Here is a 24,866-nt window from a genome sequence, read left to right on the forward strand (position 1 = left end):
CGCGAGGAAGAACGGGCAAAGCGCATTGAATCCGCGCGCAGAATGAAAGCCGCCGGACTCCNGCCAGAGGACATTGCCCGTTTCACGGACCTGCCGGAGGAGGAAATCAGGGAGTTGTAACCCCTCCCCGGCCCGGGTGCTTCCGGGCCCTCACGGGGAACACCTCAGGACCGCTCCTGCCGCGCAGGAACCCCGAGAACCACCCGGGCACCTCCNCAGAGCTCGCTCCGGGAAAACTCCAGAGTTCCCCCCAGTTGCGTAGCCAGAGCATGAAGCAGGATCATCCCCATGGAGAGCGCCTGCGCCCCCCCGAAGTCACCACCAAAACCCGGCCCCCCATCGTGAACCTCCAGAAAGAATCCACCCTCCCCACGCTCGTCCCCGGGGGAGATCTCCCGAAAGAAGATCCAAATCCGCGCGACCCCATCCGACCCCGCCCCGTGGAGCGCCGCGTTTGCCAGAAGCTCGTTTACCACAAGCGCCAGAGGCACAGCCTGATCNAGATGAACCCAAGCGTTCCCGGGACCCATCCGAATATCCACGGTTATATCGGGATAGATCCCCCGNCTCACCACAACCAGATGCTCCAGAAGCTCCTCCAGGGGAATCGAGGCGAAGGAGCTCCCACCGTAGAGACTCTCGTGGACCGAGGCGATCGCCCTGAGACGGCTTTCGAGCTGCACCACAAAGCTCTCCAGGTCTTCGCGGTAGTCTGCTTCCAGATGNAGAATGCTCAAAATAAGCTGCATATTGTTCTTGACCCGGTGGTGCACCTCGCGAAGGAGCTCCTCCCGCTCTTCCAGAGACGCCGANAGCTCCTGCTCCGTTCTGTCCCGCTCGTGGCTGCGCGCTTCCAGAGCCTCGGCCATATNGTCCACAGCACGGGCCAGGCGCAAGAGCTCCCGGGGCGCGTTGTTCAGGGAGACCCGGGCCGCAAGGTCGCCCNGGCTGATCCGGGAGACGGCCCCCATAAGATAGACCAGCCTGGACTGGAGCATGCGGCGCGAGAAGAAGAGCGCGATCCCCAGACTCCCCGCTCCCGAGCAGATCATGATCAGAAGATTTCTCAGGAGTATCCTCTGGGCCGGGCGGCGCACCACCTCCTCGGGCTGGGCCAGAAGCAGATAGAGAAACGGCGGGTCCAGGGGAGAAAGGCGCAGGGCCCGGGAAGCCACAAAGGTGCGTTGCCCCTCCTGATTCCGGTAGAGACCGGTGAGAACTTCCTCCTCCCGGGGAAGAGGATCCTCCCCGCCCCGGAGCGGGCTCTCGGGAGAAAAGAGCAGGGACCGGGCAAANCCCGCCTCCAGGCAGCCGGGGCTGTTCGAGAAAAGCGTAACCCCCCGGTGGTCGGCCATGCAGATTATGGTTTCCTCNGAGATATTCAGCAGATCCAGCACATCCCCGTAGGCACCGAGACGATAGGTCANGGTGAGCGCTCCCGAGACCTGGCCCCAGCGGTCACGGAGAGTCACGGCGTAGGGGAAGACCGCCTCGCCATCTACCAGAGCACGAACGTACTCACCCGCCACAAACCCCTCGCCCGCCAGGGCCCGGGAGACGTGGAGACGACCCGAGAGATCCCGGGGTTCCTCGAGACGGGGAGCAACCCTGGTGATCCCCTGGGTATCGGTGCGCACCATGTGGAGATACTCGGGATTTCGCCAGAGCACCTCCCGAAGGATCNCCTCCTGTTCTTCCCTCTGGTCATCCAGAAAGGCCGGNANCGTTGCCAGGGTACTGAGAGTCTGGCGTACTCCTGCGGTAACGGTGTTCTGGATGAGCGCCAGCGTGGTGAGGTGCCACACGGCCTGGTCCCGGGCATCCGCTTTCAGGGCTGCTCCGTACTCGAACCCCGTGGCGATGATGATCGCCAGGGGCGGTATCAGAGCCACGGCGGTGATCATGGTAAAGACCCGCTGAAAGGGTGCCCGGCCCCACCGGGTGATCAGGGAATCTTTTTTATCCATCACCGAACCTGTCCGTTGCCGAAGCAGCCATCGCCGCATCTCCCATCGCCCCACCTACCCGTTGGTATAGAAGGAGGCGCCCCTCCGGGGGAACCGAACCGCGAATGCCACGGGCGGCCCGGGCTCCGGTGGCAGGGCCTCTCCCTCNAGCTGGTCGGCGAGGATCTGCACCAGGGTGAGTCCCAGTCTTCCCTGGCTTTGGGCAGAGAACTCCCGAGGAAGGAACGCCCCGTCGTTTTCCACGCGCAGCATCAGATCGTCACCCCACCGGGCGAGTCTGATCAGGATCTCACCCTCCTGGCCCCGGTTATAGCCGTGGATCAGGGCGTTGGAAACCAGCTCGTTCAGGATCAGCGCGCAGGGCACGGCCTGGTCCAGACCCATGGCCAGGGGATCGATCTCCAGGCGAAAGCGCACCCGCGCCCCCTGGGGATGAGTTATCCTGATCTTTTCGGCCGCTTCGCGAATGTAGACGTCCATATCCAGGGCAGCGTGATCGTCCATGCAGTAGAGGTGCTGGTAGACCATGGCCATGGTCTCGATACGCAGCTGCATGGCGGCGAAGGCCCGGGCCGGATCGGCCTCCTCCTGGGCCTGAAGCCTGAGAAGACTCGCGATGACCGAGAGGCTGTTAAAGACCCGGTGGTGCACCTCGGCCAGNAGGGTCTCGCGTTCGCGCAACTGATTCTGCAACCGCTCCCGGGCGCGTTTCTCCCGGGTGATATCCTCGGAGACACCCAGGAGACCGATNACCTCCCCCGCTTCATCGCGCAGGGGAATCTTGCTGGTCCTGAACCATCCCGTGGTTCCATCCGGTAACTGGTGTTCCTCCTCGTAGCGAAGGCGCGGAACGCCCGAGGCGAGAACCGCTTCGTCGTCCCGGCGATACTGCTCGGCCCGTTCAGCCCAGCCGAGAGATGTGTCGTCGCGGCCTGCCAGGTCCCGGGGAGAGCTGCACCCGGCATCCTTGGCAAAGGCGGTGTTACAGCCGCTGTAGCGGAGGAGGCGGTCTTTCCAGAAGACGCGCGCCGGGATGGTGTCCAGCACGTTGAAGAGAAGCTGTCGCGATTCCCAGAGGTGAGCGGCGTTGTCCCGACACCCCCAGGCCGAGCGGGCCAGCTTTCCGTTGATTTCCAGGAGCGCCTTCTGGAGGTGCTCCTCCAGGGGCGCGGGCGAACGCAGGAGCAGGAGCCAGCCAAACCCCTCCAGGGGGAACCAGTGATGGTGAAAGCCCGCAGGTCCCTGCCCCTGGCAGGGGAGCGTCGGGTCCCGGCCTGGACGCCAGCCGGGGTTTTCCATCGCCACCTGGTACCCCCGATGAGAAGCGATCGTCCGGGGCCGGGGGATGGAGACCAGGGGATCGGACAGGGCCCGGCCGGAGAAGACCGCTCCACCGTAGCAGTTGAGGGTGCGCAGGTAGGCCAGCAGCGATTGCTCCAGGTTCTCTTTCAGGTCCAGGGAGTTTCCTATGGAGAGGGCCAGCTCGTAGAGGACCTCCAGGGGAACATCATCGCGGGGGGTGGGGTGCGCTGGTGGTTCCCTCATGGGACCTCCCCGGCGCGCTGTGGCGGAAGCGGCCCGGAGGCTCCCTCCTGAAGGGCAACGGGATCGTCGGCAAGGTCGGCAACCACGGAGGTCATGTTATAAAATTCCAGATAGCTCTGACCGTTGTTCGCCACCTCGCCGATGCTGCAGGCTCCCACCAGGGGCTGCCCGGCACCGTGAACCATGGCAAGTTCCTCGCTGTAGCACTCTTTCAGAAAGAGCACCCGGGAGATGCAGTCAAAAAAGAACCGGGTCCCCCCCGGGGCACCCCGCGTTCGCTCGCTCATTCGCCGCGCCTCGGCGGCGGCCGATACAAGGGAGTGGCGGTCGCCGTGGAGGATATGAACAAACGCCCCCTGGCGCACCGCCCCCACGCAGGTGAGGGATCCGTCGGGGTGGAGCTGATAGGGATCCCGCACAACCCGCTCGGCCCCTACCCGGGTAATTCCGAAGGGATAGGAGCGGGATACGGCGAAAAAATCCCCCGGGTCTATGGCGTGGACGCCGAGGCGTTCCAGAACGTCCCGGTAGACCTGAAACGCCGGTTTCCAGTCCAGGGTTTCCAGGGTTGTACCCCGCGACGAGGTGACCCTGAAGGGCCCCGCCACGGGGTTCCAGCCGTGGCTCACCCCCAGAGATGATTCTGCCCCGAGAAAACCCACCAGGGCTGCGTCGGCCAGAAGGCCCTGGTTGCAAAGAATCATGGGAGCCTGGTCCATGGCCAGGGTGCCCGCACCCCCGCCCAGGTAGGTGCGCCCCACACCCAGAAGCCTGTAGAGGGCCTCCACGAAGGGTTCTATNCGACGCGAGAGCCCGTCCAGCAGGACCAGCACGGTGGGTGCATCGAACCCCGGAGAGGGGGAATCCTCGCCCCCCAGAGCTCGTTCCAGATACTGTGTGTAATCCACGTCGGGATNGCTCAANCCGGGGACAACCAGGGTCCGCAGGGGAACTCCCAGCCCCACCACGATGGTGCCCCGCTCCAGCCGNTCCGCCCCCTCCAGGATCGCCGGGAATATTCCCCCCGCCAGGGGGAGGGNCTGGCTTTGCAACAGCGGGTCCAGTTCTTCGGGGGTAAAGCCGTTTTCGCCGCAGGCGAAGATCAGGAGGCCCTGTACGCGGGGGTCGGACGAGACCCGCTGCAAGAGTTCCCCCAGCTCCGCTACTCCGCCNCTTCGGTCAGTTTCTATGATCACAGGCGTCTCCTTGTCGTTCATTCCGTGCAGGGCCCCTGCAGGGCTGATCCTGCCACAGGGTTGATCTCGCCCCACGGGTGATCCCCACGCCCTGTCCCGACTCTCTATCTCTAGATAATAATCGATTCTCCCGCTCTTTTCACGGGGAACCTTCGGGAAGTTCCCTGACCATGTTCTGACGCTGGCGGTACTGGCCGGGGCTCATACCGTAGCGACGGCGAAAGACGTGATAAAAATGGCTCAGGTTGTTGAACCCCGATTCCGTGGCGATCTGGAGTACCGTTTTCTCCGTGGTCACCAGCAGCTCCGCTGCCCGGGTGCAGCGCAGCGCCGAGAGGTACTCCACAAAGGTCTGGCCCGTCTCCCGCTTGAAGAGAGCGTGAAAATGGCTGCGGCTGAGACCGCAGGATTCCAGCACATCCTCCACACTGATGGGGTTCATGTAGTCCGTGTTGAGATAGAGCACGGCGTCCTGAATGCGCGTGCTCGACCAGGGCTTGAGGCCCTTGATGGAGATGTTAAACCGGGCATCCCGCATGAGGGTGATCAGNAGCCCCACCAGCTTGAGCCGGATCGCCCAGGAATACCCNCGGTAGCGATTCTGGTACTCCCAGAGCATTCCCTCCATGAGAGAGTTCATCCGTTCCGTTCCGATCCTCGAGAGGGCGATATGGTTCTGACGCCGGGCGTGGATCTTTACGATTCCCAGAACGTACAGGGCCTCGCGATCCATNTTCACCTGGGGAGAGAAGAGTTCCTCGGCAAAGAGGATCTGCACCACCGTCATTCGCCCCCGGGAAGAGACCAGGCGCCCCCGGGGGTTAAAGAGNAGACTTCCTTCCTGAATTTCCACGGAGGCTTCACGGCGGACCAGGGTTCCCTTGCCCCGCCTGCAAAAAATCAGCTCGTGTGTATCGGGATCGTCCTCTGTTCCCGACCCCAGGTTTCGCGACGTGATCTCCATGGAGCGGATGAAAAAAAGCAGTTTCACGGCTCCCCTCCTTACTAATCAGACAATAGCACACCAAAAAGCGATTATCCCGAAGGACACGCCCCCCTTCTCTGGACCATGATACCCCCACGGGAGGATTTGATGAACCAGAGAAGAGTTGTTATTACCGGTATGGGGACGGTGAATCCCCTGGGAAACTCCGTGGAGCAGACCTGGGAGGCCCTCCTGGCGGGTCGTTCCGGGATCGGCCCCATCACGCGTTTCGACGCATCGCACCTGCCCACGCAGATCGCCGGGGAGGTGAAGGATTTCGATTACCGGGACTACTTCTCCGGTGATCTGGCCAAAAAGGCCAAACGGATGGCGCCCTTTTGCCACTACGCGGCGGCGGCCACCCGCGAAGCAGCCCTGCAGGCGGGGCTCGAAACGATCAAGGACAAAAGCACAATAGGCATCTCCTACGGCAGCGGCGTGGGCGGGCTGGGGGTCCAGCACGAGAACTCCCTGGTCCTGAAAGATCGTGGCCATCGCCGGGTGAGCCCCTTCTACGTACCCATGTCGATCGGCAACATTGCGGCGGGGGTTCTGAGCATGATCTGGGGCGTCACCGGTCCCAATATTTCGCTTCAGACGGCCTGCGCCTCGGCGAATCACGCCATCGCCACAGCGTTTATGGTACTCCGCAGCGGCATGGCCGAGGTGATGATCGCCGGTGGCAGCGAGGGAGCGCTGATCGAGATTTCGATCGCCGGGTTCGGCAATATGCAGGCTCTCTCGACGCGCAACGACTCTCCCGAAACCGCCTCGCGCCCCTACGACACCGACCGGGACGGCTTTGTCCTGAGCGAGGGCGGGGCGACGCTGATCCTGGAAGACTACGACCACGCCCGGCGCCGGGGAGCCCCCATTCTGGCAGAGGTTCTTTCCTGCGGCATGTCGGGCGACGCCTGCGATCTGGTTGCACCCGACCCCCAGGGACGGGGAGCAGCACTCTCCATGAAGATGGCCCTGAACCAGGCCGGGGTCTCTCCCGGGGATCTGGGCTACATCAACACCCACGGAACCTCTACCCCCGTGGGGGATATCGCCGAACTGCGGGGGATCGCCGAGGCCCTGGGCGATGCGGCGGACGTCCCTCTGGTGGGCTCGACCAAGTCCTACCACGGCCATCTCCTGGGAGCGGCTGCTGGCCTTGAGGCGGTTATCACGACCCAGGCGCTGCGCGAACAGGTAGTCCCCGCCAACCTGAATCTGGATACCCCCGATCCGGAGCTGCCGCCCCTGCAGCTTCCCCGGGAAACGGTGAAGGCGTCTTTCTCGAGGGCTCTCTCCAACTCCTTTGGCTTTGGGGGACACAACTCGAGCCTGCTTCTGGGCACGGCTCCGCAGGAGATCTAGCCGGAAAGAGGGTAGCAGGAGGCCCCGCGGGAAGAACAGCGCGGGGCCAGTCCCGGCTCAGGTCAGGGCAAAGAGCCCCCAGATCCCCAGGGGGACCAGGTAGAAACTGAAGACCCAGAGCTTCCCTCCCTGAATCAGGCGGACCAGAAGCGAGAGCGAGAGGAATCCGAACACCAGGGAGGCCAGGAATCCCCCGGCCATCGCCAGGGGACTCACCATCTCGCCCAGCTCTCCCAGATGGCGCATCTCCAGCACCAGGGCCCCCAGAATTGCCGGGATCGAGAGCAGGAAGGAAAACTCCCCGGCCTCCTCGCGGGAGATCCCCGAATAAAGCGCTGCCGTGATGGTGCTCCCCGAGCGGGATATACCGGGAATCACCGCCAGCCCCTGGACAGCCCCTACCACCAGGGCGTGACGCCCGCCGATGCCGTCAAAACCGACCCGCCCCTTTGCCAGGTGGGCCACCGCCAGAAACGTCGCCGTCACCAGAAAGGCTCCGGCCGTGATCCGGGGGGCGTTATGCAGCTCCAGGGGGCGTATCACCAGGGCGATCGCCACGGTAACCATCGTGGCCAGGATAACCAGAACGGTCAGCTTCAACTCCCGGGCATCCTCCGGGCGCGATCGCCTGCCGCACCACCGCAGAAGAGCCACGATCATTCGCATGATTCGTTCCCGAAAAAAGACGATCACCACAATGAGGGTGGCGATATGCAGGACCACATCGTAGATCAGGGGTATCTCCCCTATTCCGAGCACGGCCCGCATGACCACCAGGTGGCCCGAGCTGCTGATGGGGATAAACTCACTGATTCCCTGGACGATGCCAAGCAGAATAGATTGCCAGAAGTTCATATTGGTTGGATTCTCCTTGCCAGATTGCGCGCATACGCGGGGTTATCAGGGGAGAGCCGGCCACCGGGCGACATCAGCAGGCGATACCAGCAGGCACAACCTGCGGGCAACACCAGGGCACAACACCAGGCGCGAGCGCTCCCGGGCACCGAGTGTAGCCCAGAACGGGGCGGGTGACAATTCTCCTGTTATGCCGTATACCAGAACCATGCGAGCACCCGAAATTTCAACAATCTCTCTCCCTTTCCTGTTCTTTCTCCCCCGTCTGACGTCGCAGCCGCGCCCGCTACGCCCGCTGCGGCAGCATCCGGCGGTTTCCCCGGGGAACAGGCTTCTCCTGGTCACCCTCTTCCTGACCGTGCCCCTCCTCTGGGGATGCTCAGCCTCGTCCCCGGCCAGGCGCTCCCAAACGGAGTTTCTTCTGGGCACGGCGGTGACCATCACCGTCTTTGAGGCGAACAACCCTCGCCCGGCCCTGACAGCGGCCTTCGAGCGAACCCGGGAGATTCAGAACCGGATGAGTATCAACCGGGAGGAGTACGAGACCACGGAAATCCTGGAGGTGAACCGCCACGCCGGCCAGGCCCCTGTGAAGGTCTCGGACGACACCCTTCTGGTGATCCGCGAGGGAATCAAGGCGGGGCATCTCACGGGAGGGGCCTTCGATATTACCATCGCGCCCCTGATCGCACTCTGGGGCATGGGAACCGAAACCCCCTCGGTCCCGACGAAAGAGGAAATTCTCCGGGCCCGGTCAGCCCTGGACTTCCGCAGCCTCGTGGTGGACGAGGAGAGCCGAACGGTCTTTCTGCCCCGACCCGGGATGGCCCTCGACGTGGGGGGGATCGCCAAGGGCTACGCCGTCGACGAGGGGGCCAGAATTCTCCGGGAGGCCGGGATACAACACGCCCTTCTGGACTACGGCGGTGATATTGTCACCGTGGGAGAGCATCCCCGGGGAACCCCCTGGCGAATCGGCCTTCAGCACCCCAGCGGAGAGCGGGACCGCTACCTGGGGGTCCTCTCCTCCCGGGACGAGAGCGTGGTGAGTTCCGGGGCCTACGAGCGATTTTTTGAGGAGGAGGGAGTCCGCTACCACCATATCTTTGACCCCGCCACGGGCTACCCCAGCGAATCGGGCCTGACCAGCGTCACCGTGGTTGGTCCCCGGGCGATCATCACCGACGCCCTCTCCACGGCCATCTTTGTGATGGGGCTCGAGGCGGGAATGAAACTCATGGAGGAACTGCCCGGCTACGAAGCGATCATCGCCACCGGGGACGACCGGATTATCCTGACCCCCGGTGTGGCCGACCGCTTCGAGCGCACTGCCCCGGAGTACGCCCTCTTTGTGGCCTGTTCCTGCGGAACCGATCACCCCCTGGGAGGAGGTCAGCCCCGGGAAGGGCTCGCCCTCCCGGAGAGCCCGGTCTGCCCCGAAGGGCTGGCATCGTCACCCTTCACAAATCGTCTGGTCGGCACGCCCCCCCGGCAGCAAGACCAGAAAGGGCCAGGGAAAAACTAGAGCAGGAAGGGCGCAACCAGAAAGAGCCCGAAGATAACCATGGCGGCGGCGCTGCCGATCTCGATGCCGTGGTGCAGGGAATGGCCTCGACGACTCTCCAGGAGCAGGTGGATTCGCTCCTTAACAAAGATCGTGGCGATACAGACCCCCGAGAGGGAAAGGGCCATCCCCACGGCGAAGGCCCCCACGGCGACCAGCCCCAGAGCGAGAACTCCCACGGAGAGGGCAAAGATCATGATCATCGATGACCCCGGGCAGGGCACGATCCCCGAGAGCACGATCACCGGCAGAAGCTTCCGCGAGGTATCGGCGGGTCGCTTCCGGAGGGCCGCCGTACACCCGCAACCCGACCCGTGCCTGACCTCGTCGGCCTGATCGTGCTCGTCGGCCAGATCGTGCTCGCCGGCCAGATCCCCGGCGTGACTGTGGTCGTGGTGGTGACCATGGTCGTGACTATGACCGTGACCACGGGCCTCCCTGATCTTGAGAACCAGCATCACCAGCCCCACAAGAAGCACCAGAACCGACGTGGTGAGGTGAATAGCCAGACTCGCCTGGGCCACGGTGGCGCTCAGGGAGGTCTCCACCAGGAAATAGGCCCCCAGCACAACCATCACGGCCGCTCCGGCGTGAACCGCCGCAAGAGAGAACCCCGCGACAAGCCCCGTCAGGGGCCGGGCCGTGCCCGCCATAAAATAGGAAACCAGCAACACCTTCCTGTGGCCCGGCAACAGGGAGTGAATAACCCCGTAGACAAAAGACAAGGAGAGAATGAGCCAGAATGCACCCGAGGTCTCACCCCGCCGCACCGCCCGCAGGGTCTGCGCCAGGGAACGGCTCAAATCGCGCTGGGTGCTGCGCAACCACGCGCCCAGGGCGGTCCGGGGCGGACCGTACTCGGTGAAGGCCATCGGCCGGGCTGCCGGGGCGGCACCCCCGGCGCCATCCTTCCCCTCAGCAGCATCCCCGGCAGGAGCCCCTCCCGGCAGGGCCTCCCCGGATGCGCTCCCCCCGGGGGGAACCCCATCACCGGGAGAAACATCCCTGGAAGGCGCCGTCTGTCGCCCTCCCCCCAGAAAGGGGTTCGCCTGGGCCACTGCCCGGTGAGGCACCAGGGCCCCCGCCAGAAACAGGGCCGCAAGCACCAGGAACAGCGCCGGAGCAGGCGCGGAACGGGCCAGGCCGCTAGATCTCGCAGGAACCGGCCAGACAAGCCAGCTCCTGCGCCGCCGTAGTGTAGTCCCGATCCTCGTAGCGATAGATCCGGGAGAAATCAATATCGGGAAAGGTCCGTTCAAGGCGTTCGTACTCCTCTTGGGTAATCTCCACATAGGGCATCTGCTCGTACTGCGCATCACTGGCGGGGAGAAAGGCCATCCCTCCCAGCTTGTCCTGATATTCCCATATCCATTTGATGATGTCGATCACCTCGTCGGGGCGATAGGTAATGGTCACGGAGGGATTATGTTCGGTGTAATGAACTTTGTTTTGCAACCAGTACGCGCACTGCTCCAGGGCCGTCCGGCTGTGTCTGGTAACGGCCGAATCGGGACTCTTCACCGGGAAATGGGCCACCCAGGTAGTGGCGTTATCCACGGTCTGGCCGTTTTCCGGATCCATGGGAACCCCCTCGTCGCGCAGCGCGTGGAAAATGGGCGTATGCGCTCCCACCCGGACGTTCCGGATGTAGAAGGAGGACCACCGGGCGTGGATCCCCGAAGCGCTGTTCATGAGCTGGCTCGAGTTCCCCGAGGGCTTTACCGTGGTTACCGCAGCAGACTGGTTAATACCAAGCTTCTTGGCGTACCGCCGGTTTGTCTCCACCGCCACGTAGCGCAGGCGGCTCTGGACGTCCGGGTCCTGGCAGGCGGGGCTGTCCATCTGGCCGTTGAGATCCACGCCGAGCAGACGCTCCTCCTCGCAGTTTTCCTGCCACTGGGGGCGCAGCCCCGGAAAGGCAGTCGCCATGGACTGGATCGTCCCGATGATCGTCGCCAGCTCCACCTTTTCCTTCAGGGTCTCGAAGGTATCATCCTCCCGGGCGATCGCGCTGGAGAGATTGCAGAATTGAAAGGGTCGAAGGACGATCTCCCCGCAGGGATTGGTGCCGAACTCGGCCTCGGCCCGCCGGGGAGGACGGCTCGCCAGGGCTGCCCGACGGTTGAAGATTCCCGGCTCACCCCGGCCCGAGCGGACCATGTCCAGAACGAAGGTGGCTACCTCTTCCTGGGAGAGCTCCCGGTTGGGCCAGACGGCGGAGTTGTTGGCGTTCCACCGCTGGGAGTTATGGTGCCAGAAATCACCATCCTTGCAGTGGCGCATCTCCTGATCGTCGTAATCGAAGAGGGAGATCATGGCCGTGCGCCGGACCCCGCCGGAGACGGCGGCCCCCCCCACGGCACACATGATATCGTGAGCGTCCACGGAGGTAATGAACCCGCCCTGACGGGCCAGAATACGCTGTCGGGCAAAGTTGAGCATCACCCGCAGGGGCTCGGGCCCCGACGCGCTCCCGCCCTTGATCCGCAGGGGTGCCCCGGCGGGCCTCACCCGGGAGAAATCGAACCCGATATCCTCTCCGGCGAACCAGGCCTCCAGCCCCGTGCGAAGCGCCTCGGCCCAGCCCTCGGAGGTATCTTTCACAACCAGGGACCCCCGATGCACGCCGGTCTGACGGAGCACCCGGGGCAAACACTCGATGTACCGCCGTTCCACGCTGTATCCCACGCCGCAGCCGTTCATGCTGATAATGAGCGCCTCCACGAAAGAGTCCAGGGCATCCACGGGGAGGTAGGAACAGTTATAGATGGCGATGTTGTTCCGCTCGGCCGGGGCGCCAGCCATGGCAAGGAGCCTCATGGAGGGCATCACCTTCATCTCCAGAATTCCCTGGCGCAGGCGATCGTAGTCCTTCTGATCCAGCCGATCCCGCGAGAGCGTTTTCAGGTACCCCACGGCCCGATCCACCGTCTCGATCCAGGTTTCCCGGCGGCCCAGCTCGTAGTTATAGCGGGAGTACTTGTCGTAGAACTGGAACTTCTGGATCGGTGTCGGGAAATAGGGGTCCGAGGCGGCCACAGCATCGCGGACGTCCTGCGGCACGGGCCGCTGGCGTCGCAGCTTCTCGTGCTCTGCCCGGTAGAGAATATAGGCCTTGGCCGCTTCGTACTCTCCCGCAGCCTGGAGGACCATCTCCACCACGTCCTGGATCTGCTCTACCGAGGGCTCCGGAAACTTGGCGGCCACCACGTTTATCACCTGGCTGGTCAGCTCCGTCAGGGGCGTGCGGGACTGACGATGGACCCCCTCGAAGCACCGCTCCATGGCCCGGAGAATACGGTCGGGATCAAATTCGACCTGCCGTCCGTCCCGCTTTATCACGTGGGCAGGGATATCACCCTGCCAGGAAATAGTTGCTGTTTCTGTCTTCTGCGCTGTCTCGTGCTCTGTCATCTCTTCCCCTCCTGGAGTGCTCGTTATACACCACATATAGGGTCAATGTATAGAAAAGCTGAGAAAAAAACACCTTTATTTCGGAAATCCGGAAGGCCCGCCCTGCACCGCCAGGGATCAGGGATGGGGCAGCATGATCGCGTGGATCCGTACATCCAGCTCCCGGGCAGCGTCAAAGACCATATCCTTCGTCACCGCCCCTCTGGGCAGGGGATGAGGGGGCGCGTCACCGATGAGAATGATCTTTCGCCGGGGGGCTTCCCAGTCGAACCTCATGAGCCCCGTATAGAGCCCTTCGTAGACCGCTTCGGGAATGTCCCGGCCGCCCCGTGCAACAGCGCGGTCCACGATCCGCTGGACCTGGGAGAGATCTTCCTGGAAGGGAAAGGGCCGGGTCAGGTATTCCTCAAAGTAGTCCCGGAAAAAGACCAGGCCAACCCGAAAACGATCAAACCGGGCAGCCCTCTCCAGAAGGGCCGGGACCAGCTCCTCCCGGGCAACACGGATGGAGTGGCCCATGCTCTGGGTGGTATCCAGCACGATGACCAGATCCAGCTCGGGCCCCTCGGCCTGATCCACGATCCCGGCGATCCGCTCCGGGAGAAGGTCGGCCGATTCGGCAGGAACCAGGGAGGCGCCCGTCTCCCGGGCGATCTCGGAAAAGCTCTCCAGGGTCATCTCCATGTAGATGGAGAGGTCCTGTTCGGGCTCCTGCTCCGGCTGGGGCTCTGGCTCTGGTTCAGGCTCGGGTTCTGGTTCGGGTTCGGGCTCCGGTTCTGGCTCGGGTTCCGGTGGTGCCGGCTGGGTTACCCTGAGAATGAAGGGGTTATCCTGATAGGCTCCCCGGTAATCGGCGTAGGGCAACTCAAAAGCCCGGATGCTCAGGTAGGAGCCATCCAGAATCATTACCTGGCCGTGGCGGGTCCAGGGGTACCCGTAGTCCACCACGTAGGGGACAAAGAGCTTGAAGGCCGCTCCAAACTGGTCGTCCTGCTCGGGGGTGCTGTCGATGATGAAATACTGCCCCTCCCCCCGAGGCAGAAACTGACCATCCAGAATGCGCCGTTCGTCCCCGTTCATGGGGTGATACCGGGGGTTGCGAAACGCATAGGTGGCAGCCAGGTTATCGGGCCGCTCCGTCGATTCCGTGAGAAGCACCGAACCGATCCCGGTCGCGCGGATCGTCAGAATATACCCGCCCTGGGTGGTCTGATCGATACGAATATCCTCGGGACCGAGGCGCAACTCCGCCGAGAGGGAAGAGACCGCGCAGAAGAGCCCCATAGCCAGACACCATCCCAGAACCGATCGTCGCTCCATAGTATGTTCTATCGGCACAAGCCGAAGAAATATTGAGACGAACCGCCGGGAACCCGGCGAGTGGATCAGGGAAGTTCGGGTCTACACCAGGGGACGCCTAGCGGCGACGGGACGAAGCGGTGCCACCCCGGGGAAAGGTGTTGCTGATCTTCAGGAAGGGAGCGGGATCCAGAACCTCGCCACCCACGATAACCTCCAGGTGGACGTGGGGTCCCGAGGACATTCCGCTGGAACCGAGGGTTCCGATCTGCTGGCCCTGGGAAACGCGCTGACCCTCGCGGACGTGGACGGTGTGAAGGTGCGCGTAGCGGGTATAAAAACCGTAACGGTGGCGGATGATCACGTTATTGCCGTACCCCAGATCGTAGGAGCTGTCCACCACCACTCCCTCTGCCGTAGCCACCAGGGGAAGCCCCACGGGCCCGGCCACATCAAACCCCTTGTGGAGATACCACTGCCCCGTGAAGGGGTGGATGTTCGGCCCGAACTCCATGGTAACAACACCGCCGCCGTTTGCTACAGGCCAGTGATGCGGAACGTGACGCAGGTGGGACTCCAGCGAGGAGAGGACCTCTCTGGTCTGGGAAAGGCCCGCCAGGGAACTTCCCAGGGTATCGACAAAGGAACGGAGTTCTTCCACCTCCCGGAGTGCCACGGGCTGATCCTCGGGAACGCCCGCCGTCCCCCGGAAGAAATCGGTAAACTGGGATCTGCTCATGGCGGCAGGAGCGCTCTCGTGTGACCCCGCACCACCAAAACGCGCGAAAGTTCCTTCGAGCTCCTCGTCCAGGGGACGGAGGTTACGTAACAGCCCCTGCAACTCCGTGAGGGCCTCGTCCAGGTTTGCCTGCAACACCTGAAGGTCCGAACGCTGGTCCTGGACAAGGACCGTTCCATCCCGGGCAGAGAGATGAAGGTAGGCAACCCCACCGGCCAGGCCACTCGTCACCAGGGCTGCAAAGAGGAGCACCAGGACACTAACGCGGAAGCTCACCGCCTCCTGTGCCGACTCGGGGATTATTTTCACTGTAATGTGCTGCGCGAAGACCGCCTGCGCGGCACGCCGCACCACCCTCACCAGCGCCGTCATAAGACCTCTGCCCACATCCTGACCCATGATAATTCAGATACACCTGCCCGTCAATCGTAAGTATCGGCACAGCCCTCCTTAAAATAAAGGAGGGCCCGCTGGCTCCGGCTCTCGGCAATCAGCTCCAGCCCCTGCCTGAAGTGCAGAACCCGCAGCACTCCCTGCCAGCGCTGGACCTTTCGGGCCGGGAGATAGTCCCCCAGAAAGTTTTCCTGCCCTTCCAGCCAGTCCAGATCCAGAACCGTTCCCTCCCGGCCCAGACGGACCGCAAGATACAGGAGATCCCGCTCCACCAGCTCGTGGAAAAAGTGCGTACCCAGCGACATATCGGCGATCAGCCCCTGGTGCATCTGGTCGATCTCGCACAGGACCTTCGCCTCACCCAGGTCAGAGCCCCCCACGGGAACCCCCAGGGAGGGCATGGTTGTTCCCCAGCGACCGGGACCAAGAAGGACCAGGGCCCCCTGCTCCGAAAGACCCCGATCCGGGGGAGGCCCGGCGGTAGTAACAGCCCGAAGCACTTCGGGAACCTCGTACCGTTCCTGCGTGGAGAGTTCAGCGTACCCCCGGGGACTAACCAGAAGAATCCGGCTTACGGGAAAGGTTCCCCCGCACCCCACCACACCGCTCCTGGTATCCAGAAGAATCTGTCGGGGCCGGGGGTCCGGGAAGGTCGCGCCCGGGGAGGCCTTCTTCCGGAGCTGAATCTGCAGGGGCCGACACTGAACCAGATTCATGCGGTACCCGCCGGAGGGACCAAGCAGGAGCGTGAACTCCACGTCCAGATCGGTACCGTAGGCTTCCCGCAGGGTCTCCAGGAGATCCCTCATGTCCGCCACAAAGGAGGAGTCCCGGAGAAAGGAATCGAAGGTGAGCGTCCAGACAGGCCTGGCGGTGTGTCGCTCCCGCCGGGCCACGCGTGGCAACAGCAGCGCCGCCTCCTCCTGGTCCAGGCGGGCCGTCAGGTCGGAGAAGTAGAGGCTCCGCTCCCGGCCCTCCTGGAGGTCCAGGAGGTCGACCCGGCGCTGGGCGTGGCGGCGAACCTCGTCCGCTCCCGCTTCGGGTCGGCGTTCGGGGGCGTTCAGGGCCACCACCCGGGTATAGTCGTCGTCGGAACGGTCCACGGCCCGCGTGCCCAGGCCAAAGACCAGCCGCACCACCCCCGCCCGGGGGTCTATCTCGGGGTGCCAGGCGTAGGGATTAAAGGAGAACGCGACCCCGGCCAGGTGCGGAAAGAACCAGCCGCCCCGGGGGGCCTCGGGGGTCGGTGCGCAGGAGGCTCCCGAGACGCGCTGTACCAGGAGCGCCATCTGTTCGTCCTGGTCGAGAATTCCCCGATCCCGGCGGTAACGCAGGGCCGTGTCGCTGATGGTGCTGGCGTAGATTCTCAGGACCGCCGCCAGAAACTCCCGGAGTCGCTCTTCCCGGGTACCCTGCATGGTGCAGAAAACGCTCTCGTAGGTTCCGGCGAAGGCGTTTCCGAAGTTATCCTCAAGAAGACTGGAAGAACGAACGATCACCGGTGAGGTCCCGAAATAGTCGAGCATCTCGGCAAAACGGGCCATGATGTAGGGGGGAAATCGTCCCTGAAGGATGCGCTGCCGGACCTCGCTCGTTCCCTCCAGAAAGGTCTCGGGCCGTTTCTGGCGTTGCCGCTCCCACCAGCAGTCGTTGATCACCAGAAAGGTATAGTAGACATCGGACCCCACAAAAAAGGAATCGTGGGGCTCCAGAAGGGGCTCCCACCGGGTCCGGTCCCTGAGCAGGATCGCCCTGGCCAGGAGCATGCCCACGGCCTTGCCCCCGATAAAACCGGTACCGATCATGCGTCGCCAGATCTGCTGCAGGTCCGCCACGGAGAAGAAACGTCGGGCCAGCTCGAAGACGGGCCCATCCCTGGCGATGATCAGCCGCAGAAGACGTTCCTGGTCCCGGGAGGACTTCCGGGCCTGGAGGAAGGTTCGGTCCCAGACACCGGCCTGGCGGTACCCTGCACCGGGAAGGCCCGGCCAGGGGAGCTGGTTCAGCACCCGGGTTACCCCGTCGCTGTCGGTGAGGGGGACCAGATCCCGGGGCGCCTCGGGCCCCCAGCGAAAGAGCGTGCCCAGGGCCCGATCGTTCCGCCCGTCGGTCTTGACCGGCCGAAAGAAGAGGGTTCCCTCCCGGCCGGGGAGATCACCAGGAATATTACCCGAAATATCGCCGGGTATATTGCCGGGATCAAGGCCAACGGGGGGTTCCCCGGCCGGACCGGGGGGGAGGCCGTAGAGATCAAGAAAGATCTGGGTAGTCTCCTGAAGGGGGGTCACGGCGTGAGCAGAGTGAACGTTCCTCACCAGGGCAAACCAGGCCAGGCTCCCCGTGCGCAGGACCAACGGACAGGTGAGCTGAAAAAAGTTCCCGATCATGCGGTCCGAGTAGGCGCACTCGCTCAGTTCCGAGAGAGAATCAAAGAAGAGCACCGCCCGCGGGCCAAGCTCGAGGATATGCCCGTGGGCGGTGGTGATGAAGTGCTCGAACCCCTGGTCCAGGGGAAGATGGCAGATCTCTACCCCCAGACGGCGACACTCCTCTTCGTTCAGGAGCGATTCGTGGCGGGCGAAGCGAAAATACGCCAGCCGGTCCCCGGCCGCGCCCCCCCGAAGGGCCGCCCGGCGGCAAAAATCCCGGTAGAGCGAGAGCTGGTCCACCCGCAGAACCACGTTATCGCCCGGCCGGGGCCCCCGGATCAGCTCGTCCAGACCGGCGATACCCGTGGAGCGTTCTGCCGGCTCCCCCCGCCCCGGTCCGGCGGTATCCTTCATTGAGACTCCCCGCTCCCCGGGGGGAGTTCCTCCTGATGAGGCTCGGCCCCGTGGACATCCTCCTGATCGTCGCAGGCAAGGTGGGGTTCACCGCAGACTTCGCAGGTTACAAGGCTGTGGTGTTCCCGGAAGGCCCGCCAGTGAGCCATCTGGTTCACCGAGAGGGTTCCCGTACCGTGACAGAGGGGACACTCCATTTCCAGAGCCTGAAGCACGGCCTGCCTGATAAACTCGGAACGGTTGGGGAGCGAGCGGAGCTGCTCCGCCAGGGCACCGTCCACCTTAAAGGTGATCACCTCGTCTTTCATGTTCATAGAGACCACCAGTGTAGTCCCCCTCGGCAACTTCGGTCCAGACGCGGCCCGTTATGTTGGGGGAGAAGACCAGATCCCGGGCAGAGAGGACCTCCCTGACCCGGCCGGGCTCACCCGGCACGACCAGCGACCGTTCCAGAACGGATTTCATCTCCCGCAGGTTTCCCGGCCACCGCTGGTGCTGGAGCGCCACCAGCGCATCGGGCGTCAGAACCACCTCGGGTCTGCCCGGGCGCTGCAGTATGCGCGATGCCAGGAGGGGGATATCCTCGCGGCGGTGCCGCAGGGGCGGAACCTCAATAATCACCGAGGCGAGACGGTACCAGAGATCCTGTCTGAACCGGCCGGACCTCACCATATGCTCGATATTCCTGTTGGTAGCGCAGATGAGCCTGGTCTCTATCCGCCGGGATTCGTCGCTCCCCACGGAGAAGACGCTCCCCTGTTCGATCGCCTTCAGCAGCTTGGGCTGGAGCGATCCCGGCAGGTCGCCGATCTCGTCCAGAAAGAGCGTCCCGCCCCGGGCCAGCGAGAGATACCCTTTCCTGCGCACCGCTCCGGTGTACGCTCCCGGAACGGTTCCAAAAAATTCCGATTCAAAAATCCCCTCGGGAACACCGCAGACGTTGACGTCCACGAGGGGTTTGTTCCGTCGGGACGAGAGACCGTGAATCGTCTGTGCCACGACCTGCTTGCCCGCCCCCGATTCCCCCGTAATGACCACGGGCAGGGCGCTCGCAGCGGCGGCGAGGACGGCCCCCTGGAGTGTTCTGCCCGCTGCACTGGCCCCGCCCAGGGCCTGCAGCAGAGCCGCATCCCCCTGGCAGGGGGGCTCTTTCGGGGGGCCCTGCCGGTTCATGGGGCCCTCCCGAAAGCTGTCCCTCACCGCCCCTCCCCCCGGACCCGGGGCCCCCTCGGGGAGGAGATCCCCCGGNGCAACCNGGTGCTCCCGGAGGAGATCCTCCAGAACAGCCCTCATCGAGTCCCCATCGGGAACTCCCGGGAACCAGACGCCCACACCCCGGCGGGCCAGATCAAAGAGCAACGCTCCCTGACTCTCCTCGACCACAGCCACAACCGTCAGCGTCCTCTTCTGACGCCACAGCCGGTCGACCAGACAGAAGCGCTCCCTGGAATGATCACGAAAGTCCAGGACCATTCCCCTCCAGCAGGACGATAGCCCCCGAGGGTGATCCTGCGCCTCCTGAACCCCCGAGGCGTGCCAGACCCGGCCAAGCCCCCGGGCCGCCCGACTTACCGTTCGCGCCAGATCGGCTCTGGATGTTATGGTAATAAACATTTCAGCTTATTTATAGATCGAATATCAATAATATTCAAACANNCNGAGCGGAAAAGAAGGGGATTATTCCACTTTTTTTCGGAAAACCCCGGAGGTCTCTCCTCCGCTCCTCTTCCCCGGAGGGAGAAGATCGCGCACAATGGGGGGGTGAAAGCAGAATGGCTCCTGCTCCTGGTGGACCGCCGCGAGGTGGCATCTCTCTTCTCGGGCCTGCTGGTTCTGGCGGCGTTGCTCCTGGCCGACGGGTGGCTCCTGGTGCTGGTCTCGCGGGAGATCGGTCTCTACGCNGCCCTGGCTGCCCAGGGGGCGGTCGCGCTGGGTGCAGCGATCATTCTGGGAAACTCGATTCACCACCGGATACGAGTCATCCGCAACGAGGCCCGCCGGGGGGTCTTCCGACCCTTCCGGTACGCTCGTCTGGCGGCGGTGGTAACAGCGGGGGTACTTCTGGTTCTTCCGGGATTTGTCAGCGATTTTCTGGGACTGGTGCTCTATTATCCACCGGGCCGGTTCATCTTNGCGGCGATCTTTCTCCGCTGCCACCGGGAAATNTTCCCGGTGGTGCAGGAATACCTCACCCTTGCAGCTTTTTCCAGCGGTGAATCAGCACCAGCCGGTGAACCACCAGAAGCAGCGGCACCAGAAGTTGCAGGGGAGCCCCCACAAGAGCCCAGGGAGATACCCCCCGGCGACGCCCCGCCATGCGATCCGCCGCCCGGGATGCCACAATAGCCAGGGAGTTCCCCACCTGATCGTACTGATCGATCATCCACCGGAGAACGGGCGTTCTGGCACAGCCGATCAGAACGATCCGGGGCTCGGCCTTCCTGATCGCCGTGGTNACCGATGCGGCGATACCGGGAGAAAAGGCGGCCCTGCCCACAATTCGCAGACCCGGGAAGGTTACGCGCAGGTTTTCCTCNATCCGCCGCACCGCCCGGGGGTCGCTGTCGACGATAAACAGCGAGGCCTGGTCCTCCTCGGCCCGGGAAAGCAGCCGCACCAGCCCCTGAAAAGCCTCGTATCTGCCGATATCGCACCCGCAGGCCAGACGGGTCTGCCAGCGGGCCCCGCCACCTGCGGGGACAACGGCGGCGTTTTTCCCCGCCAGCCCCAGGCGCACCCGGCGGGAACGCACCAGGCGCCACAGAAAGGACCGGCTCGCAAAGAGGAGAATTCCCGGAGCCCTGCGGCCCGCCCCCCAGACGGGAGCAAGATCGGGTGGTGCGTCTTCAACCAGGGGCAACCCAAAAAACTGTCGGAACGTACAGGACATGCTTCTCCAACCTCAACTTTGTTTTATTATTCGGGAGTCAGGAGCGGGAAGGCAAGTCTAATTCGCTTTGCAGATGCAGGACAATAGCCAAGCCCGCCACGGCCGCCGTTTCTGCCCGCAAAACCGGCGTNGGCAGGGANGAAACCAGCCATCCCCTCCCGNCCAGGTCGGNCACNTCCCCGGAGGAGAGCCCCCCCTCGGGACCGGTCAGAACTCTCCGGGGGCCGCCACCGGCCCAGAGCCCGGCCACGGCCTNCCGGGAAAGCCCCCGGGAAGCCAGCTCGTGAAAGACGATCCCCGGCCCCTGGCCGGAGAGCGCCGGGAGCTCCTGCACCAGGGCGAGTTCGGGGAGGCACCTGCGACCGCTCTGCTGGCAGGCTTCGCGGATAATCGTTTCCCAGCGCTGATTTTTCTTGCGGAGTTCCGCCTGCTCCCGGGGAGGCCGCTTGACGCAGTGCCGGGTCACCACGGGGACGATCCGGTCTGCCCCGAGCTCCGTCACCTGCCGCAGGACCCGATCGAAGAGCTTCCCCTTCAGAAGGGGCACCAGAACCTCCAGGGGAGCCCCCCCCGGGGAGGCCCCCGACGCCCCCTCCCGGCGGGGCGCATCGCCGAGAATCTCCTGGACGGTCAGCACCAGCCCCTCCCCGGTGACGGCCGAGACCAGGGCCCTGCAGACCCGCCCCCTCCCGTCGGTGCAATCCAGGAAATCACCCCGGCGCAACCGCCGCACCTGGAGAAGATAATGGGCATCGCTCCCGGAAAGCGGGATCGTCCCCCCCGGTGCGGGAACAGAGGCCACCACCAGATGCTTCATCGGCAGCCCCTCCTGCAACAGCGCTCCATCACCGCTGCCGCAGGTATTCCAGAGCCCGCCGGAGCACCCGATCGTTCTCCAGGTCAAAGAGGATATCCCGGTGCAACGCCCGGTTTACCTCGGCCACCACGAGGCGACGCAAATTATCGGCCTCTATCTCCACCCCCTCCCGCAGGAGTTCCTGGACAAAACGGTCGATATCGCCCCCCGAAGGATCCCCCGTACGCTCGACAAAATCGGCGAACCGGTTTTCCCGGCGCAACTCGATATACGCCCGTTGCTCCTCCTCCGAGAGACGGGCCTCCTTCACCTCTTCGTGGGGGGAAATTCCCTTCTTGTCGATATCCGTCCCCGCCGGGGTGTAGTAGCGGGACATGGTGAGCCGGAACCCCCCATCGCCAATTCCCCGGACCTGTTGCACCGAACCCTTGCCGTAGGTGGTGGAACCGAAGAGACGAGCCCGGTCGCGATCCTTCAGGGCCGCAGCCAGAATTTCCGAGGCTGAAGCGGAGCCGTCGTTGATCAGAACCGCCAGGGTGATATCGTCACCCACGGACCGCCCCGACCGGGCGTTGAAGCGCTTGTTCTCGCTGGCAACGCGCCCCCGGGTCTCTACCACCAGCCCCCCGTCAAAGAAGAGATCCGCCACGTCCACCACGGCATCGAGAAGCCCTCCGGGGTTCGAACGGAGATCAATCACCATGGAGCGGTAGCCCTCGTTGCGAAATTCCTCGATTGCCTCGGCAACCCGGTCCCGGGTATGGGGCGTGAACTGGATAATCCGCAGAAAGGCCGTGGAAGAATCGATCATCCCCCAGCGCACCGTGGGAATCTGGATAATCGCCCGGGTGAGGGTAACGGGGAACTCCAGATCCCGGCCCCGGAGAATCGTCACCTCCACGGAAGACCCGGGAGCGCCCCGCAACCGTTCCACCACCTCGTCCACGGCAAGATCGGCTGTGGACTCCCCTTCGACCTTCTTGATCCGGTCTCCTGCCTCGAGCCCCGCCCGATCGGCGGGGGTCCCCTCGATGGGCGAGACCACCTCTATGTATACGGGCCCTCCGTCGCGGGACGAGAAGGGTTTATTGATATACAGCCCCACACCACCGAACTGGCCGCTGGTGGTATCGGTGAGACTTCGCATCTGATCCGGCAAGAGGTACGCCGAGTGGGGATCGTCGAGACTCTCGAACATCCCCTTCAGGGCACCCTGAATAAGCACATCGGGGTCTACCTCGTCCACATAATTCCGCTGAATGAAACGATAGACCTGTTCAAAGAGAGCCAGGGACTGATCGGGAGAGCGGGAACCGCCCTGCGCCGCAAGAGCGGGCGCAGCAAAAAACCCGAGAACCACCACCGCCCCTACGGCGGCCCAGACAAACCAGATTCCGGACCGCGACGACGGACCTTTTTTCAACATTCCTGCCTCCTCACATATTTCATCACCACCAGCCCGTCTGCACCAGCCCGACTATCCCGGCAATACCGAAAATTGGCGAACCCGAACCTGCACCGCGGGCGACCCCTGCGACGCACAGCGGCCCGGCCGTACACAAACCAATTCTGTATACGCACCATAATATACACACCAATACCATAATAGTAGTCATGGCAGGTTGACCACAGCAAGGACTGGTGCGTACCATCTGTTCCTGTTTTTGTTATTCCCCGTTTCCTGTTATCATAGTGGCCAACCGTGGGTGGCCAATCCTGGGTGACCAAACCCGGGTGGCCAATCCTGGATGTCCAAACCTGGAGGTTCCCTGATGTATATCGTACCCGTAGCAAGCGGGAAGGGCGGAGTTGGAAAATCCCTCGTCTCGGCAAACCTGGCGATAGCCCTGGCTCAGGCGGGCAAACGCGTGATCCTGGCCGATCTCGACCTGGGGGGATCCAACCTCCATCTCATCCTGGGGATGAACTCCATAAACGGGTCCATCGGCACCCTCCTGAACAACTCCCGGGAAAAAATCTCCTCCATCCTGAACGACACGGGGATTCCCAACCTTCAGTTCATCCCCGGCGATTCCGAGATCCCCGGCCTGGCAAACCTCACGGCAAGCCAGAAACGGATGCTCGTGCGGAAACTCACCTCCCTGGAAGCGGACTACCTGATCATGGACCTGGGAGCGGGCACCGGTCAAACCACGCTGGATTTTTTCCTCACCTCTAGCCACGGGATCATCTGCACCACCCCGACCCCCACAGCCACGGTGAGCGCCTACCTCTTCCTGAAGAACGCCGTCTTCCGCGTGCTCCAGGGAACGGTGGGGAAGACAGGAGCCGGGGCAGACTACATCAAGGAACTCTTCCAGGANAAGAACAACCTNCGCCAGGTCTATTTNCCCGATATCGCCCGGGAGCTGGATCAGCGGGATCCCGAGGCGGGCCAGAACTTTCGGCACGCCATGCGGCGCTTCAACCCCAGACTGATCATGAACATGCTGGAAAACCCCAAGGACGCCGAGAAAATCAACCGCCTCCGCCGGAGCGCCCAGCAGTATCTGGATCTGGACCTCCTGCATCTGGGGGTCATCTTCCGGGATGANCTCCAGGACACGGCCCTCTCGGCGCGGCTCCCCATCATCCGGTACAAACCCAGCTCCATTCTCTCCCAGGCCGTNTACCGCATCGCCGACAAGATGGTCCAGCTCGAGGCCGATACCGACGGCAGCGTCCTCGATCTGGAAACGATCAACGACTCCTTCGAGGCCGCTGAAACGGAAGCAGAGAGTGATTTTGAGAACAGAATGAATTATATTGAAGAACTACTGAACACCGGCGCCTTGTCGACGGGGGACCTGGTAGAGACGATCAAGAGCCAGCACCACGAGCTGGTTCAGCTGAAAAAGCAGGTGAACCTCTACCGGTCGAAGGTAGTTCGGGCGATCAATCAGGGGTTCACCGTCTGACGCGATGGACGGACTGGCTAGCGAAAGCGGACCGGGCGTTCGACACAGGGGCGTCCAGCACAGGCGGGTTCAGCGGGACGCTGAAAAGCACACCGGGCGGGCCCAGGTGGCACAGGTGGCGCAGGCCACACAGGGT

General features: G+C 63.5%; 18 protein-coding genes and 1 pseudogene. 4 read left to right on the plus strand and 15 right to left on the minus strand.

Features of this window, described 5'->3' with window-relative positions; all coding sequences use genetic code 11:
- Positions 1–164: 164 nt before the first annotated feature.
- The 4 genes from B071_RS0103170 to B071_RS18170 form a co-directional block, all read right to left on the minus strand.
- Positions 165–2,006 (minus strand): sensor histidine kinase, encoded by a 1,842-nt coding sequence (locus B071_RS0103170; RefSeq protein ID WP_157702998.1) that lies wholly within the window; start codon positions 2,004–2,006, stop codon positions 165–167.
- 15 nt (positions 2,007–2,021) lie between these two features.
- Positions 2,022–3,512 carry a sensor histidine kinase gene (locus tag B071_RS0103175; protein ID WP_018525655.1) on the minus strand — a complete coding sequence of 497 codons (1,491 nt, stop codon included), beginning with the start codon at positions 3,510–3,512 and terminating at the stop codon, positions 2,022–2,024.
- Entirely contained in the window at positions 3,509–4,729 is a 1,221-nt protein-coding gene (locus B071_RS15650; RefSeq protein WP_018525656.1) for an FIST signal transduction protein, read from the minus strand. The genes B071_RS0103175 and B071_RS15650 overlap by 4 nt, the downstream gene beginning before the upstream one ends.
- A gap of 118 nt (positions 4,730–4,847) precedes the next feature.
- On the minus strand, positions 4,848–5,672 hold the full coding sequence (locus B071_RS18170) for a helix-turn-helix transcriptional regulator (protein WP_438829545.1): 825 nt from the start codon (positions 5,670–5,672) through the stop codon (positions 4,848–4,850).
- Between the two features lie 129 nt (positions 5,673–5,801).
- On the opposite strand from B071_RS18170, the gene fabF reads away from it, so the two are divergent.
- Positions 5,802–7,058, plus strand: a complete 1,257-nt coding sequence (gene fabF, locus B071_RS0103190; RefSeq protein WP_018525658.1) for a beta-ketoacyl-ACP synthase II — start codon at positions 5,802–5,804, stop codon at positions 7,056–7,058.
- Positions 7,059–7,115: 57 nt separating this feature from the next.
- On the opposite strand, the gene B071_RS0103195 is transcribed toward fabF, so the two are convergent.
- The gene (locus B071_RS0103195) at positions 7,116–7,913 is read right to left on the minus strand and encodes an undecaprenyl-diphosphate phosphatase (RefSeq protein WP_018525659.1); all 798 of its coding nucleotides are present in this window, start codon (positions 7,911–7,913) and stop codon (positions 7,116–7,118) included.
- 208 nt (positions 7,914–8,121) lie between these two features.
- Here B071_RS0103195 and B071_RS15660 point away from each other — a divergent pair, with 208 nt between their 5' ends.
- Entirely contained in the window at positions 8,122–9,438 is a 1,317-nt protein-coding gene (locus B071_RS15660; RefSeq protein WP_157702999.1) for an FAD:protein FMN transferase, read from the plus strand.
- Here B071_RS15660 and B071_RS15665 read toward each other — a convergent pair.
- The 7 genes from B071_RS15665 to B071_RS18175 form a co-directional block, all read right to left on the minus strand.
- Positions 9,435–10,583 (minus strand): HoxN/HupN/NixA family nickel/cobalt transporter, encoded by a 1,149-nt coding sequence (locus B071_RS15665; protein ID WP_018525661.1) that lies wholly within the window; start codon positions 10,581–10,583, stop codon positions 9,435–9,437. The two genes, B071_RS15660 and B071_RS15665, sit on opposite strands and share 4 nt — an antisense overlap.
- Positions 10,584–10,623: 40 nt before the next feature.
- The gene (locus tag B071_RS0103210) at positions 10,624–12,891 is read right to left on the minus strand and encodes an ATP cone domain-containing protein (RefSeq protein WP_018525662.1); all 2,268 of its coding nucleotides are present in this window, start codon (positions 12,889–12,891) and stop codon (positions 10,624–10,626) included.
- Between the two features lie 117 nt (positions 12,892–13,008).
- Positions 13,009–14,211: a vWA domain-containing protein gene (locus B071_RS19510; RefSeq protein ID WP_040587211.1), complete on the minus strand. Its 1,203-nt coding sequence runs from the start codon at positions 14,209–14,211 to the stop codon at positions 13,009–13,011.
- 97 nt (positions 14,212–14,308) lie between these two features.
- Positions 14,309–15,301: a M23 family metallopeptidase gene (locus B071_RS15675; RefSeq protein WP_157703000.1), complete on the minus strand. Its 993-nt coding sequence runs from the start codon at positions 15,299–15,301 to the stop codon at positions 14,309–14,311.
- Between the two features lie 50 nt (positions 15,302–15,351).
- Positions 15,352–18,105, minus strand: a complete 2,754-nt coding sequence (locus B071_RS15680) for a PEP/pyruvate-binding domain-containing protein (RefSeq protein WP_018525665.1) — start codon at positions 18,103–18,105, stop codon at positions 15,352–15,354.
- Positions 18,102–18,419, minus strand: coding sequence for a ribbon-helix-helix domain-containing protein (locus B071_RS0103230; protein ID WP_103680143.1), 318 nt, complete (start codon positions 18,417–18,419; stop codon positions 18,102–18,104). The genes B071_RS15680 and B071_RS0103230 overlap by 4 nt, the downstream gene beginning before the upstream one ends.
- On the minus strand, positions 18,388–19,719 hold the full coding sequence (locus B071_RS18175) for a sigma 54-interacting transcriptional regulator (RefSeq protein WP_094354934.1): 1,332 nt from the start codon (positions 19,717–19,719) through the stop codon (positions 18,388–18,390). The genes B071_RS0103230 and B071_RS18175 overlap by 32 nt, the downstream gene beginning before the upstream one ends.
- A 189-nt stretch (positions 19,720–19,908) precedes the next feature.
- Between B071_RS18175 and B071_RS20435 the strand changes: the two genes are divergently transcribed.
- Positions 19,909–20,451 (plus strand): FxsA family protein, encoded by a 543-nt coding sequence (locus B071_RS20435; RefSeq protein WP_438829546.1) that lies wholly within the window; start codon positions 19,909–19,911, stop codon positions 20,449–20,451.
- Here B071_RS20435 and B071_RS18180 read toward each other — a convergent pair.
- From B071_RS18180 to B071_RS0103255, 3 genes and pseudogenes are all read right to left on the minus strand, one after another.
- Positions 20,450–20,995: pseudogene (locus B071_RS18180) on the minus strand (WecB/TagA/CpsF family glycosyltransferase); the annotation flags it as partial. The gene B071_RS20435 and the pseudogene B071_RS18180 sit on opposite strands and share 2 nt — an antisense overlap.
- 37 nt (positions 20,996–21,032) lie before the next feature.
- Positions 21,033–21,812 carry an RsmE family RNA methyltransferase gene (locus B071_RS0103250; RefSeq protein ID WP_018525670.1) on the minus strand — a complete coding sequence of 260 codons (780 nt, stop codon included), beginning with the start codon at positions 21,810–21,812 and terminating at the stop codon, positions 21,033–21,035.
- Positions 21,813–21,840: 28 nt separating this feature from the next.
- Positions 21,841–23,238 carry a S41 family peptidase gene (locus tag B071_RS0103255; RefSeq protein WP_018525671.1) on the minus strand — a complete coding sequence of 466 codons (1,398 nt, stop codon included), beginning with the start codon at positions 23,236–23,238 and terminating at the stop codon, positions 21,841–21,843.
- A gap of 346 nt (positions 23,239–23,584) precedes the next feature.
- Between B071_RS0103255 and B071_RS0103260 the strand changes: the two genes are divergently transcribed.
- Positions 23,585–24,730, plus strand: a complete 1,146-nt coding sequence (locus tag B071_RS0103260; protein ID WP_018525672.1) for a P-loop NTPase — start codon at positions 23,585–23,587, stop codon at positions 24,728–24,730.
- Positions 24,731–24,866 lie beyond the last annotated feature (136 nt).

This window comes from Alkalispirochaeta alkalica DSM 8900, assembly GCF_000373545.1.
GTDB lineage: Bacteria > Spirochaetota > Spirochaetia > DSM-27196 > Alkalispirochaetaceae > Alkalispirochaeta > Alkalispirochaeta alkalica.

What these genes read in the sequence shown, in the direction of transcription:
- fabF (WP_018525658.1), top strand. Translation starts at nt 5,802, where the DNA reads ATGAACCAGAGAAGAGTTGTTATTACCGGTATGGGGACGGTGAATCCC.
- B071_RS0103195 (WP_018525659.1), bottom strand. Translation starts at nt 7,913, where the DNA reads ATGAACTTCTGGCAATCTATTCTGCTTGGCATCGTCCAGGGAATCAGT.
- B071_RS15660 (WP_157702999.1), top strand. Translation starts at nt 8,122, where the DNA reads ATGCGAGCACCCGAAATTTCAACAATCTCTCTCCCTTTCCTGTTCTTT.
- B071_RS0103210 (WP_018525662.1), bottom strand. Translation starts at nt 12,891, where the DNA reads ATGACAGAGCACGAGACAGCGCAGAAGACAGAAACAGCAACTATTTCC.
- B071_RS19510 (WP_040587211.1), bottom strand. Translation starts at nt 14,211, where the DNA reads ATGGAGCGACGATCGGTTCTGGGATGGTGTCTGGCTATGGGGCTCTTC.
- B071_RS15675 (WP_157703000.1), bottom strand. Translation starts at nt 15,301, where the DNA reads ATGACGGCGCTGGTGAGGGTGGTGCGGCGTGCCGCGCAGGCGGTCTTC.
- B071_RS15680 (WP_018525665.1), bottom strand. Translation starts at nt 18,105, where the DNA reads ATGAAGGATACCGCCGGACCGGGGCGGGGGGAGCCGGCAGAACGCTCC.
- B071_RS0103230 (WP_103680143.1), bottom strand. Translation starts at nt 18,419, where the DNA reads ATGAACATGAAAGACGAGGTGATCACCTTTAAGGTGGACGGTGCCCTG.
- B071_RS0103255 (WP_018525671.1), bottom strand. Translation starts at nt 23,238, where the DNA reads ATGTTGAAAAAAGGTCCGTCGTCGCGGTCCGGAATCTGGTTTGTCTGG.